Origin of the sequence: Streptococcus suis YS161 (assembly GCF_002760245.1) — a bacterium.
In the GTDB taxonomy this organism is placed as follows: Bacteria; Bacillota; Bacilli; order Lactobacillales; family Streptococcaceae; genus Streptococcus; species Streptococcus suis_I.
Map to the genome: position 1 here is coordinate 30631 of NZ_ASCA01000092.1, position 16949 is coordinate 47579.

At 42.7% G+C, this 16949-nt stretch carries 20 protein-coding genes; 12 read left to right on the forward strand and 8 right to left on the reverse strand.

Annotated elements, in window-relative coordinates; genetic code table 11:
• The first annotated feature begins 17 nt into the window (after positions 1-17).
• From SST111_RS11615 to SST111_RS11625, 3 genes are read left to right on the forward strand one after another with little or no spacing between them, the layout of a single operon-like run.
• A complete protein-coding gene (locus SST111_RS11615; RefSeq protein ID WP_099811537.1) occupies positions 18-467 on the forward strand; it encodes a MarR family winged helix-turn-helix transcriptional regulator in 450 nt (149 codons plus the stop codon).
• A complete protein-coding gene (locus SST111_RS11620; protein WP_099811540.1) occupies positions 460-2166 on the forward strand; it encodes an ABC transporter ATP-binding protein in 1707 nt (568 codons plus the stop codon). The genes SST111_RS11615 and SST111_RS11620 overlap by 8 nt, the downstream gene beginning before the upstream one ends.
• Positions 2167-3951, forward strand: coding sequence for an ABC transporter ATP-binding protein (locus SST111_RS11625; protein WP_099811543.1), 1785 nt, complete (start codon positions 2167-2169; stop codon positions 3949-3951).
• A gap of 77 nt (positions 3952-4028) precedes the next feature.
• On the opposite strand, the gene SST111_RS11630 is transcribed toward SST111_RS11625, so the two are convergent.
• From SST111_RS11630 to SST111_RS11640, 3 genes are all read right to left on the reverse strand, one after another.
• Positions 4029-4823 carry a formate/nitrite transporter family protein gene (locus tag SST111_RS11630; RefSeq protein WP_099808912.1) on the reverse strand — a complete coding sequence of 265 codons (795 nt, stop codon included), beginning with the start codon at positions 4821-4823 and terminating at the stop codon, positions 4029-4031.
• Positions 4824-4906: 83 nt separating this feature from the next.
• A complete protein-coding gene (locus SST111_RS11635) occupies positions 4907-6142 on the reverse strand; it encodes an NAD(P)H-dependent oxidoreductase (RefSeq protein WP_099811545.1) in 1236 nt (411 codons plus the stop codon).
• Between the two features lie 14 nt (positions 6143-6156).
• A complete protein-coding gene (locus SST111_RS11640) occupies positions 6157-6759 on the reverse strand; it encodes an NADPH-dependent FMN reductase (protein WP_044755352.1) in 603 nt (200 codons plus the stop codon).
• Between the two features lie 126 nt (positions 6760-6885).
• Here SST111_RS11640 and SST111_RS11645 point away from each other — a divergent pair, with 126 nt between their 5' ends.
• Positions 6886-7245, forward strand: a complete 360-nt coding sequence (locus SST111_RS11645) for a YbaN family protein (RefSeq protein ID WP_029175487.1) — start codon at positions 6886-6888, stop codon at positions 7243-7245.
• A gap of 254 nt (positions 7246-7499) precedes the next feature.
• On the opposite strand, the gene SST111_RS12510 is transcribed toward SST111_RS11645, so the two are convergent.
• The 5 genes from SST111_RS12510 to SST111_RS12515 form a co-directional block, all read right to left on the reverse strand.
• Positions 7500-7622: a hypothetical protein gene (locus tag SST111_RS12510; protein ID WP_002939945.1), complete on the reverse strand. Its 123-nt coding sequence runs from the start codon at positions 7620-7622 to the stop codon at positions 7500-7502.
• Between the two features lie 144 nt (positions 7623-7766).
• Positions 7767-7955: a hypothetical protein gene (locus SST111_RS11655; RefSeq protein WP_099811547.1), complete on the reverse strand. Its 189-nt coding sequence runs from the start codon at positions 7953-7955 to the stop codon at positions 7767-7769.
• A gap of 264 nt (positions 7956-8219) precedes the next feature.
• Positions 8220-8510, reverse strand: coding sequence for a bacteriocin immunity protein (locus SST111_RS12660; protein ID WP_079396030.1), 291 nt, complete (start codon positions 8508-8510; stop codon positions 8220-8222).
• Between the two features lie 36 nt (positions 8511-8546).
• Positions 8547-8762 (reverse strand): hypothetical protein, encoded by a 216-nt coding sequence (locus SST111_RS11665; protein WP_099811549.1) that lies wholly within the window; start codon positions 8760-8762, stop codon positions 8547-8549.
• Between the two features lie 22 nt (positions 8763-8784).
• Positions 8785-9342, reverse strand: coding sequence for a phospholipase A2 family protein (locus SST111_RS12515; protein ID WP_142350767.1), 558 nt, complete (start codon positions 9340-9342; stop codon positions 8785-8787).
• 366 nt (positions 9343-9708) lie between these two features.
• Here SST111_RS12515 and SST111_RS11675 point away from each other — a divergent pair, with 366 nt between their 5' ends.
• The 8 genes from SST111_RS11675 to SST111_RS11710 all read left to right on the forward strand — a co-directional run bounded on the left by SST111_RS11675 (position 9709) and on the right by SST111_RS11710 (position 16423).
• On the forward strand, positions 9709-10575 hold the full coding sequence (locus SST111_RS11675; protein ID WP_099811551.1) for a helix-turn-helix domain-containing protein: 867 nt from the start codon (positions 9709-9711) through the stop codon (positions 10573-10575).
• Positions 10576-10668: 93 nt separating this feature from the next.
• A complete protein-coding gene (locus SST111_RS11680; RefSeq protein WP_142350768.1) occupies positions 10669-11205 on the forward strand; it encodes a hypothetical protein in 537 nt (178 codons plus the stop codon).
• 18 nt (positions 11206-11223) lie between these two features.
• Positions 11224-12219, forward strand: coding sequence for a virulence RhuM family protein (locus SST111_RS11685; RefSeq protein WP_099811555.1), 996 nt, complete (start codon positions 11224-11226; stop codon positions 12217-12219).
• Between the two features lie 18 nt (positions 12220-12237).
• The gene (locus tag SST111_RS11690; RefSeq protein WP_029943939.1) at positions 12238-12681 is read left to right on the forward strand and encodes a dUTP diphosphatase; all 444 of its coding nucleotides are present in this window, start codon (positions 12238-12240) and stop codon (positions 12679-12681) included.
• A 6-nt stretch (positions 12682-12687) separates the two neighbouring features.
• Positions 12688-13221, forward strand: a complete 534-nt coding sequence (locus tag SST111_RS11695) for a histidine phosphatase family protein (protein ID WP_099811558.1) — start codon at positions 12688-12690, stop codon at positions 13219-13221.
• Between the two features lie 6 nt (positions 13222-13227).
• Positions 13228-14595, forward strand: coding sequence for a DNA repair protein RadA (gene radA / locus SST111_RS11700; RefSeq protein WP_099811560.1), 1368 nt, complete (start codon positions 13228-13230; stop codon positions 14593-14595).
• 123 nt (positions 14596-14718) lie between these two features.
• Positions 14719-15213 (forward strand): beta-class carbonic anhydrase, encoded by a 495-nt coding sequence (locus SST111_RS11705; protein WP_024376115.1) that lies wholly within the window; start codon positions 14719-14721, stop codon positions 15211-15213.
• A 451-nt stretch (positions 15214-15664) separates the two neighbouring features.
• On the forward strand, positions 15665-16423 hold the full coding sequence (locus SST111_RS11710) for a TIGR00266 family protein (RefSeq protein ID WP_002939965.1): 759 nt from the start codon (positions 15665-15667) through the stop codon (positions 16421-16423).
• Positions 16424-16949 lie beyond the last annotated feature (526 nt).

The window sequence follows — 16949 nt, forward strand, 5'->3', positions numbered from 1 at the left end:
ATTGGAAAGGAGTCATTGTGGGACATACCATTGCAGATTTTCGGAACCTGCTCAATCAGATTGAACAAATCAGTGAAACCATTGCTAAAGAATACGATGTGGAGCACTTGGCTGGTCCACAGGGCTGGGCCTTGCGTTTCATTGCGGAACGGTCAGACCTTGAAACCTTTGTCAAAGATATAGAAGCAGAATTGAAGATTTCCAAATCTGTTGCTAGCAATCTGGTCAAGCGAATGGAGAAAAATGGCTTTATCCAAGTCCTGCCTTCTCAGGTTGACAAACGCTACAAACGGTTGGTTTTGACGGAAAAAGGACAGAGTAAGATCTGTCACCTGAAAGCCTTCCATGAAGAAATGCACCATTCTCTATTTTGGGGTATTCAAAAAGAAGACTTTGATTTGGTTAGGCAAGTAGCCGATCAATTAAAAGAAAATATTCAACACTATAAGGAGAAGAAACATGTTTAAAGAAGCCATTTTACGCTATAAATGGTACGCCTTAGCATCGGTCTTGCTGACGTCAATTGTCGTAGCAACGACCTTGATGCAGCCTAGCTATTTGCAGGATGTCTTGACAGCAGTCTTGGTCAATGACAAGGATGAAATTGTTCGTGTAGGCAAATTACTGCTGATTATTGCTGGAATTGGTCTTTTGGCAGGGCTTGTCAATACCATTTCAGCAGCTAAGATTTCTCAGGGAGTATCTGCGGATATTCGCGAGAAGACCTTTCGGAAGATCCAAAGTTTCTCTTATGCTAATATTGAAGAGTTTAACGCGGGGAACCTGGTTGTTCGGATGACTAACGATGTCAATCAAATCCAGAACCTTGTCATGATGCTCTTTACAGTGTTGATGCGGGTTCCATTGCTGTTTGTTGGAGCCTTCATTATGGCAGTGCGGACCATGCCAGAACTCTGGTGGATGATTATTCTCATGGTGGTCTTGATTATGGCCATTATGGCGGTTGTCATGGGGCAGATGGGACCACGTTTTGGGAAATTCCAGAACCTCATGGACAGGATGAACAGTATTGCTAAGGAAAACCTACGTGGAATCCGTGTGGTCAAGTCTTTTGTACAAGAAAAAAATCAGTATGCGAAGTTCAAGAAAGTATCTAATGAACTCTTGGACCTCAATCTTTTTATCGGCTATGGTTTTGCTATCTTGCAACCCTTGATGATGTTTATCTCTTACATGGCGATTTTTGCATCGCTCTACTTGGTGTCTGGGATGTTGGAAACCAATATGGAAGCAGTTGGTGGCTTTACTTCCTTTATGAGCTACCTCATGCAAATCATGTTTGCCATTATCATGACTAGTTTCATGGGGATGCAGGCTTCACGTGCTGCCATTTCTATTAAGCGGATCAGCGAGGTCTTGGATACAGAACCTGCTATGACCTTCAAGGATGTGGCGGATGAAGAATTGACTGGTAAGATTGTCTTTGACAATGTTAGCTTTACCTATCCACACGATACAGAGCCGACGTTGAAAAATATCTCATTTGAGATTGAGCCAGGTCAAATGGTCGGTGTGGTTGGTGCAACAGGTGCGGGTAAATCCACTCTTGCTCAACTGATTCCGCGTTTGTTTGACCCGCAAGAAGGAACGGTATCCATCGGTGGTCGGGACTTGAAAGAAGTCAGCCAGAACACCCTGCGTGATACGGTATCGATTGTCTTGCAAAAGGCTATTCTCTTCTCGGGAACCATTGCGGACAACCTGCGTCAAGGCTCTCCTGGTGCTGATTTGCAACGCTTGGAGCGGGCCGCAGGTATTGCCCAAGCCAAAGAATTTATCGACCGTTTGGATGACACTTACGAAAGTCAGGTGGAGGAGCGTGGAAATAACTTCTCTGGTGGTCAGAAACAGCGGATGTCCATTGCACGTGGTGTGATTGGCGAGCCTAAGGTTTTGGTCTTGGATGACTCAACTTCTGCCTTGGATGCCAAGTCTGAGAAACTAGTCCAAGAGGCTCTCAACCATGATTTGAAGGGGACAACCACTGTCATCGTTGCCCAGAAGATTTCTTCTGTTGTCAAAGCTGATAAGATTTTGGTTCTTGACGAAGGTCGTCTGATCGGCCAAGGTACCCACGCTGAGTTGGTAGCTACGAACGATGTCTACCGTGAAATCTACGAAACACAGAAAGGGAGGGAAGAATAGATGAAAACACTTAGATTTTTCTGGTTTTATTTTAAACGCTATAAACTGTCCTTTGCTGTGATTTTTCTAGCCATTGTGACGGCGACTTATTTGCAGGTTAAGACACCTGTTTTCCTTGGAGATGCGATTGCAGAGATGGGGAAAATTGGTCAGGCTTATTTTGCTTCGGTGCAAATGGGTCAGTCAGATTTCAAGCCTGACCTAGCTGATTTTAATGGGGTTATGCTCAATCTCTTGTTGGCCTATGTGGCGACGGTGGTGTCGACCCTGATTTATACCCTGCTCTTTACACGCATCGTTGCTCATTCAACCAACCGGATGCGAAAAGGTTTGTTTGGCAAGTTGGAACGCTTGACAGTTGCCTTCTTTGACAGCCACAAGGATGGGGATATTCTTTCTCGTTTTACCAGTGATTTGGATAATATCCAAAATGCTTTTAACCAGTCCTTGACTCAGGTAGTGACCAATATCGCTCTTTACATCGGTATGGTTATCATGATGTTCCGTCAGGATACTCGCTTGGCTTTGGTAACTATCGCATCTACGCCAGTTGCCTTGATTGCCCTAGTGATTATCATTCGCCTGTCACGGAAATATACTGACAAGCAACAGGCTGCGGTGTCTAAACTCAATGCCTACATGGATGAGAAGATTTCAGGGCAAAAAGCGATTATTGTACAGGGTGTGCAGGAAGAGACGATTGATGGTTTCTTGGAGCTCAATGAAGAAGTTCGTCGTACAACTTTCAAGGGACGTTTGTTTGGTGGGATTCTCTTTCCATTTATGAACGGAATGAGCTTGGTTAATACTGCCATTGTTATCTTTGCAGGATCCAGCATTGTCCTAAATGATAACTCGCTGGAAACAGCAGCCGCACTTGGTCTGGTCGTGACCTTTGTTCAATATTCGCAACAGTATTACCAGCCAATCATGCAGATTGCATCTAGCTGGGCAGAATTGCAGTTGGCTTTCACTGGTGCTCATCGTATTCAGGAAATGTTTGATGAGCCTGAGGAAGTCCGCCCTCAAAACGCTCCGCTATTTACCGAATTAAAAGAAGGTGTTGAAATCAAGGACATCGACTTTGGCTACCTGCCAGGTCAGAAGGTCTTGGACAAGGTATCCATTTCAGCTCCTAAGGGCAAAATGGTGGCGGTCGTTGGGCCGACGGGGTCTGGTAAGACTACCATTATGAACTTGATCAACCGCTTCTACGATGTCAATGGTGGTAGTGTAGCCTTTGACGGTCGCGATATTCGGGAATATGATTTGGATAGTTTGCGGGATAAGGTCGGTATTGTCTTGCAGGAGTCGGTGCTTTTCTCTGGTACCATTGCGGACAATATCCGATTTGGTGATGAGAGTATTTCGCAGGAAATGGTGGAAACCGCAGCCCGTGCTACTCATATCCACGACTTTATCATGAGCTTGCCAGAGGGCTATGAAACCTTTGTGACCGATGATGAGAATGTCTTCTCGACAGGTCAGAAACAGCTGATTTCCATTGCCCGTACGCTCTTGACAGATCCGCAGGTCTTGATTTTGGACGAAGCAACGTCTAACGTTGATACCGTGACGGAAGCCAAAATCCAAAAGGCCATGGAGGCTATTATCGCAGGACGGACCAGCTTCGTCATTGCCCACCGCCTCAAAACCATTCTCAATGCGGATGAAATCATCGTCCTCAAAGACGGAAAAGTCATCGAGCAGGGCAACCACAGCCAACTCCTAAAACTCAATGGCTTCTACGCCGAACTCTACCACAACCAGTTTGTGTTTGAATAGTAAAAAATAACAGCCAAGCAGGCCACAATCCTTAAACTTTTAGGATGTGGTTTATCTTGGCTGTTTTTGTAGTATCGTTACTGTTCAAGATGGTTGGTTTTGGTCTGATTGAGCCAAGCATAAGCAATTCCAATAAAGAGGCCGGCTCCAAGCCAATTTCCAAAGAAAACAACAATCCACTGACGAAGAATATTCACGATGGTAAAGGTATCTACATTAGTACGAGCAGCATTAAAGGCTAGGAGCATGAATGATGCGAAATTAGCAACTAAGTGTTCGTTGATAAGGAAAACAAACATAAAAATAGCAGATACAATAACAAAGAATTTGGCGGATTGTTCCTTGAGTAGCATATACCCAAGGATAGCCATATTCACAAACATATTGGCAGTAATTCCCTCAAAGAAGTTACTCCAGTCGGATTTTCCTAGTTTGATGGTGACAGCGTTGACAACAAAACTTTCGTCAGATAAGTTAAGGTAGGAGAAGGACTGATTGAAAAGCCAAGCCAGAATGGTAGCACCTACAAAGTTGAAGAAGGTGCAGTAAAGTAACATCAGCGTTACTTTTTTCCAAGTAATTTGCTTATAATAGGCACCAGTCGTTAGATACATCATATTAGATGTAGCCAATTCGCCACCAAAAATAAGAACAAAAATCAGTCCGATAGCAAAGATAAAGGTAAAAACAAAACGCGATAGACTTGGGAATTGACTGGAGATGACATCAGCTCCAATAATACCAACAGCTGTTGACATGGTCAAATAAGCTCCTGCATACATGGAGCGTAAGGCGTAACGGCTTAGACTTTCATCAAAAAGGGATTCTTTTTTTGAAACTGCAACCGAAATTTTTTCTTGAAATGGGGACATGGGGCCTCCTTGTGACATAATCATCAAAAATTTATTGAAAAAATATAGTGGAAAGGGAGCCCCTTCCCACTAGTTTTTATTTGTTAGTGAGCAGATGCACCAGAATTGGCATCTGTCGGTGTGGAAGATGTATGGGTACTACCTGTATCTGAAGCGCCAGAGGTTGCATCAACATGGGCAGGAGATGCGGTGTTTCCTGCACCCCCCACCAAGCGTTGTCCAGTGGTTTCAAGATACCAATCTAACCATGGCTTAAAATTAAAGATAATTTCATTGATACCAGCGTAGGACCCGTCAGGATAGTACATAGCTTGGTAGTTATGAGTATTGATAATTTCAGGTGGTGTGCCTGGGACGATTGTTCGAACGTACTCTTGGTTACCATTACGTAAGGTTCCAACAACCCATTCGACATTCTTCATACGAGCAGGTGGTAAAGTGCCGTGAACGGTTGACAAGCGGTTTCCTACTTGTTCTAGGACCCGCTTACCTAACATAGTATCAGGCTCTTGGTGACTATTGTTGTAGTAGAGGAACTGGTTATTATCATCGGCATAGGTCAATTCAAATGGCATCGCATTGAGGAACATATTGAGTTGGTTAACGGTCAACAGACCATTGTCCAGTTTAACATAGGTGTCTCCCTCAACTGCGTTGACCAATTTAGAAGCCTTATCCAGCCAGTCTGGGTCATCTGGGTCCACACCGGTGATGGTCGTTGCGATTGGATGGGTACAGTCTAAATCTTCGGGTGCAATTGGCTTGGGTTGTTTCAATTTAGATACAACGCCGACATACTTGATAAAGTTGTCTAGACAGCTTTCCAAGAATTTCACAGTCCCTTCATTGATAATGTTCCCTTTATCATCAAAAGCTTCTTTCGCTTTACCAAGGAGGAATTCATTACCTGGTAACGTGTAGGCATTGACACCTGGAGCGTCCAAAATTTTTCTCAAGTGGACTTGAGCACGAGACGTTCCTTGGTCGTAGTAAGAAGCCCCGATAATCATAACTGGTTTATTTTCAAATGGATGTAAATTGAAACTGAGCCACTCTAGAGTACTCTTAAGAGCAGGTGTGATGGTGTGGTTGTGCTCAGGGGTAGCAATAATGACCCCGTCAGCACGGGTGATTTTGTTGTAAAGGTATTGAATTGCAAAACAATCAGACTGGTCTTCGTCCTGATTGAACATTGGAACATCTTTGATTTCCAAAAGTTCTAGTTCAAACTTCACTTTAAAGTGGCGTTGAATGAATTGCAATAGCATGCGGTTATAAGATTGATCTGCATTTGATCCAACAATTCCGACAAATTTCATAGTATATTCCTCTCTTACAGGTTTTCCCAATCGAAGTTTTCAGCTTCTTTTTGGAGTAATTTTTTTGCGTTAGACAGCTTGCCAGTCATGGTGACAAAGAGGCGGAAGTCATCAAAGATGGCATCCAGTTTTTGACTAGTTTCTAAATCAATGAGCTCTCCATTGGTATCAAAGGCTTGCAAGGAATGTGACAATAAAAATTCATCTGGCAAGACAGTGGCCTTGAGTTCAGGAGCGTTGAGAATTTGACGTAGCTGTAGTTGGGCACGAGAGGAACCAAGTGTTCCATAAGAAGCACCAGTAATCATAACTGGTTTGTTTAATAGTGGATAGACACCGTATGATACCCAAGCAAGGGCATTCATAAGGACAGCTGGAATAGAGTGGTCATATTCGGGAGTTCCGATGATGACTCCGTCAGCAGCCTCAATTTTTGCGACCAATTCTTTGACAATTTCTGGTAATTCTCGATTGGCTGGTTTATTGAAGATTGGGAGTTCCTTGATTTCAACCAGTTCGATATCTGCCTTATCAGCGAAGTGCTGTTCAATGTACTGCAAGAGTTTGCGGTTGGTTGAGCGAGCGGAGTTTGTTCCGATCAGTCCTAGAAGTTTCATAGCGTCTTCTCTCTTTCCTAAATTTGCTACCTTTATCATACCCGTTTATCCGATAAAATGCAAGCGTTTTCTGAAAATGTGATAAAATTGTTCAAAAATTCACGAGTTTTTTGGTATAATACTAGTATGCAAAGAATATTCTATCTAGTATTTGGTTTTGTTAGTTTGATGGTTGGTGTCATCGGGATTGTTTTGCCGATAGTTCCGACAACTCCTTTGTTACTTTTAGCTGGTTTTTGCTTTGCGAGAAGTTCAAAAAGGTTTGAAAAATGGCTACGCAATACAAAAATTTATCAATTTTACGTAGCTGATTACGTTGAGACCAAATCCATTTCCCGTAAACGAAAAAAGCAAATTATCTGGCAAATTTACTTACTCATGGCCATTTCTATCTGGCTGGCTCCTATTTTATTGGTCAAAATAGGACTGGGACTATTAACAATCTTCATCACTTACTATTTGTTTTGGGTCATACCGGAGAAATAAAGTCAGATTTAAGGGTTGATCATCGTCCTCAAAGACGGAAAGGTGATCGAGCAAGGCAACCACAGCCAGCTCCTCAAACTCAATGGCTTCTACGCCGAACTCTACCACAACCAGTTTGTGTTTGAATTGCACACTTCAAAAATCACAGCCTATTTCATTGAATAATAGGAGGGACAGAGTTCCATCTGTATCGTTTAGTCTGATTTTGAATGTTATTTGGTATAAGAATGTGAACAGCAAAAACCAGTCAATCTCTATTTCTGTGATTGACTGGTTTTTAATACTCTTCGAAAATCAAAATCAGACGTTGTTGGCTTGATTTGATGAACTTCAGTTCTATCTGCATCTGCGTCGCCTAGTCTGTTTTTGATTTTCATTGAGTATAAGTATTTGTTCTATACGACTTCAAGATTAAGCTAGATAACTTGATACATTCAGTCTTGTATAGATTTTCTCGGAATGTTTTCATATTCATCTGATGTAGTTTATTAGCAATTTTCTAGTTAGTGAGTCGTTGATGGCTAGGGGTCATTTTTTGTTACTAAGAGATAAGCAACTGAAAAACCGACACTAATCCCTAGGGTAATCCACCATTTGAAGGGTTGGTGCAATATCCAAGAGCGAAGTCCACTAAGTAGGAAAATAACTAGGTGGAGGCCAATCAGAGTGAAAACGGTCGATGTTTTATGAAAAAGATTGGTTGGTTTCATAACCGTCCTCCCTTCCAAAATACTCTATGTGGGATTAAAATAGAAAAGAAAGTGAACTTGCCAGAGCAATAAGTAGGAAAATCCCTTTCCAAATTGGGAAATCTTTCTGAATGAACTTGTCCCCGTACAATGCAAGGCCTAGAGAAATCCAGAGAATGATTATTTTCAAGTAAACTATGGTGAAAACCACCTAAGAAAATGGTTGGATTTATCCCTGAGATTAGTAGATTATCAAGATGTTTATGTTGGTTATGTCCTGCCCATTTATTTGATTTTTGGAACAAGAAAATTCCAAATCGCGGCAGCTCGTGTTGCTGGATGCTGTCTGTTTATTTCAAGAAATAACTCTGAAACTTCTGGAGTCAATGAGTTGCTTATTGCAAGAGGCGAAAGTTCTTGTTTTAAGTAAGCGATGACCTTTAAAAGGTATTCGTCATGTTGAAGGGCAGTTTGTGCATGTTTTAATATCGCAAGTTCTTGGACCGATAAGAGCTGTGTGTTAAGGATAGTCTCAATTTGCCCTAATAAGGTTTTGTTCGTTTTGATATCTATTATTGTCTCTCCTTACATATATATCACAAAATTCGAAGCCTAAGTATTGATTCCCAGTACGACAACAAATGTTGCAAGATAGGCTACGAAAAGCAGAAACAGGCTATAGAGACCAATGATTCCCCATTTTTTTGCAGGAGATACTTGCTTTTTATTTAATGTTTTAACTAGTTTATAACCTAGAAATAAACAAGCAAGGAATAGAATGAGTGCTAATAGTTTTATGATTAAAAAAATGATGAATGCAGCAGTCATGGTTGCACCTCCTAGCTATGTTTTATGAAAGAGGGAGGAATAAGGCATAGGCAGCACGAGCATAAACTCCTTTATAAGTAGAAGTGTTAGTGCTTGCAATAATTGGTTTTAAACGATTAATGAATTCGCGATTACATTGTCTGTTATCTGCTCCAAAGCCTTTAAAACAAGCGTCGTGCCATAAGCAGGCAGAGTCTAAGTTATCAATTGGTTTAGTAAGCCAGCCATTATTTCCCATTCCACAGAAGTTACCGTAGGAACCGATTGGAAAAATAGCTCTATCCATATTTTTTATAGCTATCTTTTCTCCGTTCTGTTCTACCTCAGCAACAATGTCATTGATTGCTGTACCAACAGAGACTGCTTCATCACTAAGTTCTAATGAATAAGCTTTATCAATATCAATGACAGGTAGACCATTTTGATTGTAAGTTGTTACTTGTTGTAATTCATTAATAAAGCGGTAATCACTAACCTCTTCAGCAGAAACTGGTATAGTAAAAGCGATGATACCGATAATGAGAGCTATTATTCTTGTGAGATATATGATACATATTTTTGATAATTTACTTTTAAGCATGATTTTTCTCCTCGTAAAACGTGACAAGTAATGATATTAATAAAGAAGTATTGTAATTTGTCATCTACTCCCATCCTCTCCACCCAACATATAGTTTCCAGTTATTATCCTCCTTTCCAGAGTGGTGAGATGGTAGTAGCTTATTTATTTGTTGATAATTGGTAACGGCCAGTCCCACCAGCCACCGCCTAGGAGGTGTGGAACCATGAGGATTGCTAGGTAAGTTAAAAGCAAGAGATAGTTTTTCCAAGTTTTCATAAGAGTGCCTCCTATTATTTTGTTTGTTTTTCTTTACTATTATGATATCATAGAATACATGCAAAAGATGAAAACGTAAACATTTCTCACATTTTTTGGAGGTCTTGCATGAAATGGGATTTTGGAACAGTCTTAAAAGAAATTCGTAAGTCCAAAGGGCTTAGCCAGCAGGATGTTTGTGGAGATGCCTTGTCACGGACAACCCTATCAAAAATTGAAAACAACAAAGAATACCCTACCATTGCTCACTTTTCCCATATTCTTCGTCAGTTGGATATGACCTTTGCAGAGTTTGACTATATCTGCCATGCCTATCAGCCTTCGGAGCGATCTTCTATCATCCATCGCTTTGAAAATCTGAGAGGACAATTTTTTTCTGAATCAAACTGTCAAGATTTTTTATATCAAGTAGAGCAGTATTTGAAGAGGCAGGAAGATATACGGGTTCAACGAATTGAGCAACAATTACGCTTAATCTTATCCATTTATCAAACAGGAGATGGGGAGCGGACCAGACAGTTGGGGCAAGCACTTTGGAAGGAATTGGAGAAGTCAGATACTTGGTATTTAGCTGATTTTCGTAAGTTAGGCCTGGTGCTTCCTATCATTCCTATATCCCATTTGAAAGGCTTTGTAGATAAAATCTTGCTTTCCTTGGACAAGTATAAGGACTTCAGAGATGTACAGGTTAGCCAGTTTGCTTTTCTCTATAATCTATCGACCGTTTTACTGAAAAATGGGGAGTATCAACTTTGTGTTTCAGTAACGGAGAGAGTTTCTTCCATAGCTCAGGAAAGTATGCGGATTGATTGCATAGGAAGAGCCAATGTTCGTATGGGTATCTTTCAGCAGGATAGAGAGATGGTAGATAAGGGGCTTGCCATTCTCCGAGCTGCAGACTTGCTAGAGATGGTTGAACATTTGGAGAAAGAAGTTGAGGAGTATTGGGAGATTTTTGGAACGGAAAAGGATTGAATCACTTGAGCTAGTTTATAGTAGTAACACCTGTCCGTCAGGTGTTTTTTGTTGAAAATCGCAGGCTTTGATGAATTAGTGTATAATAGACCTATGAAAAGACAGAGTGTTCGAATTAAATTATTTCCCCTGAAAAAAGAAGAAATCCTTGTCTACCTAGCTGATAAAGGAATTTTAGTAAATGACTATTTCAAGACCTACCTAGCTCATCCTGCTTATCAAGAAGTGGGGGAGAGACAGAGGTGTTTAGCTGAGATTGTCAGCCTAGCTGATATGGGATTTGATCGGGAAGCAACTGCTCCTCAGATAGAGGAGAGAGCCGTGGAGATGGGGTATCAATTACCACCAGCTCATCTGGGAGTTTATCTTCGATTGGCCTTGTTGGAACAGGCAGTTAGTCAAGATGCCATACTCTCCCAAGGGAAATCACCAGACGGAGCTATTTGCCTGCTGTCGCCTCAGTTGGAAGACGAATTCACTTTCCCTCGCAGTGTCTATCTTCGTAAGGTTAACCAAGACTTGTGGCTACGTGCAGCTCGCTTTGATGACGAGTATGCCTTTCCCTTAACAACACTTTTTGCATTTGTGACGAAAAATGCGAATGAATTTGTAGAGGGGAGTGAGCCCTAAATAACCAAAGAGGCAAATATGAAGGAATTACAATTTTTAATTTACCGAGCAGAAAATGATCAAGAAAAGGCTAGTGTCATTGTCAGCGATGAGACGATTTGGGCCAGTCAAAAAGAAATGGCAAGATTGTTTGATGTTGGTGTACCAGCTATCAGCAAACATTTGAAAAATATTTTTGAAGAAGGCGAGTTGGATGAGGGAGCAACTATTTCCAAAATGGAAACAGTTCAAACAGAGGGGACTCGCGAGGTCATCAGGCAGGTTGATTATTACAATCTCGATGCCATCATTTCCGTCGGTTACCGTGTCAATTCTCAAAAGGCTACTAAGTTTAGGCAGTGGGCAACGACTGTACTTCGAGAATACATGATTAAAGGTTTTGCCATGGATGATGAGCGTTTGAAGCAAGGCGAAAACTTGTTGGAAAAAGACTATTTCCGTGAGCTTTTAGAACGAGTTCGTTCTATCCGTGCTAGTGAACGACGAATCTGGTTACAAATCACAGATATTTTTGCGGAGATTGCGATTGATTACGATGTTAATAGCTTGGTGACCAAACAATTCTATGATCATGTGCAAAATAAATTTCATTATGCGATTACAGGTAAAACAGCTGCAGAAATTATTTATGAAAAGGCGGACCACACCAAAGTAAACATGGGGTTGGTAACCTGGAAGCACTCTCCTGATGGACGTATTTTGCAATCGGATGCTCTTGTGGCTAAAAATTATCTGAACGAAAAGGAAATTCGTTCGCTGGAACGTAGTATTTCGGGCTACTTTGACTATCTGGAGCGACAAATTGAGCAAGGAAAGACCCAGACCATGCAAGATTTGGCAGATAGCATTGACCGATTTTTAGCCTTTCAAGACTATGAGCTTTTAGAGGGGCAGGGTCAGATTACTAGTCAGACTGCCAAAGACAAAGCTAAATCAGAATATGCAATTTTTAATAAGACCCAAAAGATAAATTCTGATTTTGAAAAATTACTAGAAGATTTATCTTCAAAATAAGCACTCGAAAGGAAAAATATGAAAATCCGTGGATTCGAACTGGTCAGCCAGTTTACAGATGAAAACTTATTGCCAAGACGTGAGACAGCCCACGCAGCAGGTTACGACCTGAAAGCTGCGGAGACCGTCAGCTTGGAGCCAGGCGAGATTAAGCTAGTGCCGACAGGAGTTAAGGCCTATATGCAGGCCAACGAGGTCCTCTATCTCTACGACCGTTCGTCCAACCCTCGCAAGAAAGGCTTGGTTCTGATTAACTCGGTTGGAGTTATCGATGGCGACTATTACGGCAATCCAGCCAACGAAGGTCATATCTTTGCCCAGATGCGAAATATCACCGAGGAAACCGTCGTGGTGGAAGCTGGCGAGCGAATTGTGCAGGCTGTTTTTGCCCCGTTCCTCTTGGCTGACGGTGATCAGGCCGACGGCGTTCGGACAGGTGGATTTGGCTCGACGGGGAAATAGGCTACTATGCAGATTCTCTTTGTACGACATTCCGAGCCTGACTACAGTATGTTTGACCAGCATGATAATCCTCGGCTGTATGCAGGTTTTGGACGGGATCTGGCTCCTTTAACTGAAAAGGGGCGGACTTTAGCTCAGGAAATTGCTAGTGATCCTATCTTTTCCCAAGCTCAAGTAGTCATCGCTTCAAGCGTCACACGGGCCTTGGAAACTGCGACCTACATTGCTCATACCCAGCAACTACCTCTTCTGGTCGAACCCTTTTTTCATGAGTGGCGACCAGACCTGACGGGGCAAAATGCCAGTCAAGATGAGGCTGTCTTAGCTCATCGATTATTTTTGGAAAATGGCGGAGCGGTGCCTGAGTCTTTTCCTGTTCGTTATGAGACTGCTGCGGAGATGAAAGAGCGATTTTTACAGGCCCTTGAAAAATACCAAGCCTATGACCGAATCGTTATCGTCTGTCATGGTATGCTGATACGCCAGTTTGTTCCCAAAGAAACCATAGCCTACTGCGAAATCCTAGAATATAATCTATAGGAGGAAATGACCATCGCTAAGAAAAAAACAACTTTTGTCTGTCAATCCTGCGAATACCACTCGCCCAAGTATCTGGGCCGTTGCCCCAACTGTGGCTCCTGGTCTAGCTTTGTCGAGGAAGTGGAAGTCGCTGAAGTCAAGAACGAGAGGGTCAGCCTGACAGGTGAGAAGACCCGTCCCATGAAGCTCAATGAAGTGTCGTCCATTCAAGTGGCTCGCACCAAGACCAATATGGAGGAGTTTAACCGCGTCCTCGGTGGTGGCGTGGTGCCGGGAAGTCTGGTCCTGATTGGAGGCGATCCAGGGATTGGCAAGTCCACCCTGCTCTTGCAAGTATCCACCCAGCTGTCCACCATCGGTACCGTCCTCTACGTGTCGGGGGAGGAGTCTGCCCAGCAGATTAAGCTCCGTGCCGAGCGTTTGGGCGACATTGACAGCGAGTTCTATCTCTATGCGGAGACCAATATGCAGAGCATTCGGACCGAGATTGAGAAAATCAAGCCAGATTTCCTGATTATCGACTCTATCCAGACCATTATGAGTCCTGACATCTCTAGCGTGCAAGGCTCTGTCAGTCAGGTCCGTGAAGTGACCAATGAACTCATGCAGATTGCCAAGACCAACAACATCGCAACCTTTATCGTCGGCCACATGACCAAGGAAGGCACCTTGGCTGGACCGCGGACCTTGGAGCACATGGTAGATACCGTTCTTTATTTTGAGGGCGAGCGGCAGCACACCTTCCGTATCTTGCGGGCGGTCAAAAACCGCTTCGGATCCACCAACGAAATCGGCATTTTTGAAATGCAGTCACAGGGTTTGGTCGAAGTTCTCAATCCAAGTGAGGTCTTTCTGGAAGAGCGTCTGGACGGGGCGACAGGCTCTGCGATTGTCGTGACCATGGAGGGTACCCGCCCAATCCTTGCGGAAGTGCAGGCTCTGGTGACGCCGACCATGTTTGGCAATGCCAAGCGGACCACGACAGGCTTGGATTTCAACCGTGCCAGCTTGATTATGGCGGTTTTGGAAAAACGGGCAGGCCTGCTCCTCCAAAACCAAGATGCCTACCTCAAGTCAGCAGGCGGTGTCAAACTAGATGAGCCAGCTATTGACCTGGCAGTCGCAGTTGCCCTTGCCTCCAGTTACAAGGATAAGCCGACCAACCCACAAGAGTGCTTTATAGGCGAAATCGGTCTGACAGGGGAAATCCGCCGCGTCAATCGGATTGAACAACGGATTAACGAAGTCGCCAAATTGGGCTTTACTAAGGTCTATGCCCCTAAAAATTCCCTGACAGGAATCAAGGTACCAAAGGAAATCACTGTTATCGGCGTGACAACCATTGGCGAAGTCTTACAGAAAGTATTCAACTGATAAAATCATTCGGGAGTGACAGCTAGTCGCTCCTCTTTTTGCGACAAATAGTCGGGAATATGATAAGCTAGGTCTAACCTATTTCTGAAAAATTCAGAAATTCTTATCAGACAAGGAGGTCCTATGTCTTATTTTCAAAACTTTATGAAGGCCAACAAGGCCTATGTTGACCTACATGGTGATTACCATTTGCCTCTTCGTCCAAAGACCAAGGTGGCTATCGTGACCTGTATGGACTCACGGCTTCATGTGGCGCAGGCCTTGGGTTTGGCTCTGGGGGATGCTCACATTCTGCGGAATGCGGGTGGGCGCGTGACAGAAGACATGATTCGCTCGCTTGTCATTTCCCAGCAGCAGCTCGGCACAAGGGAAATCGTTGTCCTCCACCATACAGACTGCGGTGCCCAGACCTTTACCAATGAGGACTTTGCGGCCCAACTCAAGCGGGATTTGGGAGTGGATGTGGCCGGTCAGGACTTTCTTCCTTTTACAGACATTGAAGAAAGCGTGCGGGCAGATATTGCCCTTTTGAAACAATCTCCGCTCATACCTGACGACGTTGAAATTTCTGGTGCGGTTTATGATGTGGATACGGGTCGGATGACAGAGGTTATATAGTCTTTCAGTTTATCTTTTATTACGTCGACGTATGAGGAAACTCTGTTTCCTTATTTCCAATTTCAAATAATTTGTGATTATTTGAACTCGCTTTGCTGTACTCTACGAACGTTACTTACTGTCGTAAGTATGATTTCCAACCTTCAACAGTCCGATGGACTATTGAAGCAACCTGCAGCTCACTTCCTAGTGCTGAAAGACTATGTAATATAGTGGTTTGAATTAGGAAAAGGACAGTTTTAAGTTATAGTGTTAATAACCCACTCCTAAAATAACTTTAGATTTCTCAAATTGACAAACTTAGATGTGTCCTGTTTCTAATTCACTCGACTATAAAAATGGGGGAACAGATGGTGCGGTTTCCCGTATTTTTTATAAAAATACTTGACAGGGTTTTGTTTTAGTTGTAGAATTGTGTTATACAAATAACACAAAACAAGGAGACCTTCTCATGTCAGATAACCGTATGAAATACACGATTGATAGCAATATGCAATTTCCTTTGGTGGAAATCGCTTTGGAGGCTGGGGAGTCAGCTTATATTCAACAGGGGAGTATGGTTTACCATACGCCCAGCGTGACTTTGAATACCAAGCTCAATGCGCGTGGTGGTTCAGGTTTTGGTAAATTGATGGGGGCCATCGGTCGGTCAATGGTATCAGGAGAATCTATGTTTATCACGCAAGCCATTTCCAATAGTGACGATGGAAAAATTGCGCTTGCGCCTTCAACGCCAGGTCAGGTTATTGCCTTGGAACTTGGTGCAGAGCAATATCGACTAAATGATGGTGCTTTCCTTGCCCTTGACGGTTCTGCCCAGTATAAAATGGAACGCCAGAGTGTTGGGAAAGCTTTCTTTGGCGGTCAGGGTGGACTCTTTGTGATGACGACAGAGGGGCATGGCACACTTTTGGCGAATGCGTTTGGTTCTATTAAGAAGCTAACTTTGGATGGTGGAAGTATCACCATTGACAATGCTCATGTGGTTGCTTGGAGTCGTGATTTGGACTACAATATCCATATGGAAAATGGTTTCCTCCAATCTATCGGTACTGGGGAAGGAATCGTTAATACCTTTACTGGTTATGGAGAAATCTATGTACAGAGTTTGAACATTGAGACTTTTGCTCAGGTCATTGGCAATCATATTGTCGGTGCAGGTGGTGACGGCGGTGGTGGAAGCACATCATTGCTGGATGCGATTTTTTAATAGTGGAGAAATAGAAGCTGAGTGCTACAACCTTAGCTTCTTTTTAGTTATATTTTAAATCGTACAAATAGAATCTTAAAAAATTCTCTAATATTTTTGGGGACCTCTAAAAACTAATTTTCTATAGTCGAATGAATTAGCTTTCAGACAAGGAACTGAGGTGCAGGTTGCTAGCACAGCCTAGTGGCTGTGCTAGGTTGGAGATATAACTTGAAAGCAAGTCACTTCTGCAGAGTACGGCAAGCCGGAAGTGACGATGTATCAAAGTTAATTCAAATGACTATAAAATTTAAAATGTTGATTTAACAAGGCTTTCGTAACTCCAAATTTGCAATTAAGGCTTTCGTAACTCCAAATTTGCAATTTTGGGAGTTTATAGAGGTGCCCCTTATTTAGTTACCAACTTGTCCCATAGTAAGTTATACCTTATTTTTTGTCTCAGTCTAATTTCCAGTTCTAGTTCCCGTCCTTCCAGAAGTTACTTTGAGAAAACTGCACAACATCAACAGAATTTAGTCTCAGACTA

What these genes read in the sequence shown, in the direction of transcription:
- SST111_RS11620 (WP_099811540.1), top strand. Translation starts at nt 460, where the DNA reads ATGTTTAAAGAAGCCATTTTACGCTATAAATGGTACGCCTTAGCATCG.
- SST111_RS11625 (WP_099811543.1), top strand. Translation starts at nt 2,167, where the DNA reads ATGAAAACACTTAGATTTTTCTGGTTTTATTTTAAACGCTATAAACTG.
- SST111_RS11630 (WP_099808912.1), bottom strand. Translation starts at nt 4,823, where the DNA reads ATGTCCCCATTTCAAGAAAAAATTTCGGTTGCAGTTTCAAAAAAAGAA.
- SST111_RS11635 (WP_099811545.1), bottom strand. Translation starts at nt 6,142, where the DNA reads ATGAAATTTGTCGGAATTGTTGGATCAAATGCAGATCAATCTTATAAC.
- SST111_RS11640 (WP_044755352.1), bottom strand. Translation starts at nt 6,759, where the DNA reads ATGAAACTTCTAGGACTGATCGGAACAAACTCCGCTCGCTCAACCAAC.
- SST111_RS11645 (WP_029175487.1), top strand. Translation starts at nt 6,886, where the DNA reads ATGCAAAGAATATTCTATCTAGTATTTGGTTTTGTTAGTTTGATGGTT.
- SST111_RS12510 (WP_002939945.1), bottom strand. Translation starts at nt 7,622, where the DNA reads ATGAAAATCAAAAACAGACTAGGCGACGCAGATGCAGATAGAACTGAA.
- SST111_RS11655 (WP_099811547.1), bottom strand. Translation starts at nt 7,955, where the DNA reads ATGAAACCAACCAATCTTTTTCATAAAACATCGACCGTTTTCACTCTG.
- SST111_RS11665 (WP_099811549.1), bottom strand. Translation starts at nt 8,762, where the DNA reads ATGACTGCTGCATTCATCATTTTTTTAATCATAAAACTATTAGCACTC.
- SST111_RS12515 (WP_142350767.1), bottom strand. Translation starts at nt 9,342, where the DNA reads ATGCTTAAAAGTAAATTATCAAAAATATGTATCATATATCTCACAAGA.
- SST111_RS11675 (WP_099811551.1), top strand. Translation starts at nt 9,709, where the DNA reads ATGAAATGGGATTTTGGAACAGTCTTAAAAGAAATTCGTAAGTCCAAA.
- SST111_RS11680 (WP_142350768.1), top strand. Translation starts at nt 10,669, where the DNA reads ATGAAAAGACAGAGTGTTCGAATTAAATTATTTCCCCTGAAAAAAGAA.
- SST111_RS11685 (WP_099811555.1), top strand. Translation starts at nt 11,224, where the DNA reads ATGAAGGAATTACAATTTTTAATTTACCGAGCAGAAAATGATCAAGAA.
- SST111_RS11690 (WP_029943939.1), top strand. Translation starts at nt 12,238, where the DNA reads ATGAAAATCCGTGGATTCGAACTGGTCAGCCAGTTTACAGATGAAAAC.
- SST111_RS11695 (WP_099811558.1), top strand. Translation starts at nt 12,688, where the DNA reads ATGCAGATTCTCTTTGTACGACATTCCGAGCCTGACTACAGTATGTTT.
- radA (WP_099811560.1), top strand. Translation starts at nt 13,228, where the DNA reads ATGACCATCGCTAAGAAAAAAACAACTTTTGTCTGTCAATCCTGCGAA.
- SST111_RS11705 (WP_024376115.1), top strand. Translation starts at nt 14,719, where the DNA reads ATGTCTTATTTTCAAAACTTTATGAAGGCCAACAAGGCCTATGTTGAC.
- SST111_RS11710 (WP_002939965.1), top strand. Translation starts at nt 15,665, where the DNA reads ATGTCAGATAACCGTATGAAATACACGATTGATAGCAATATGCAATTT.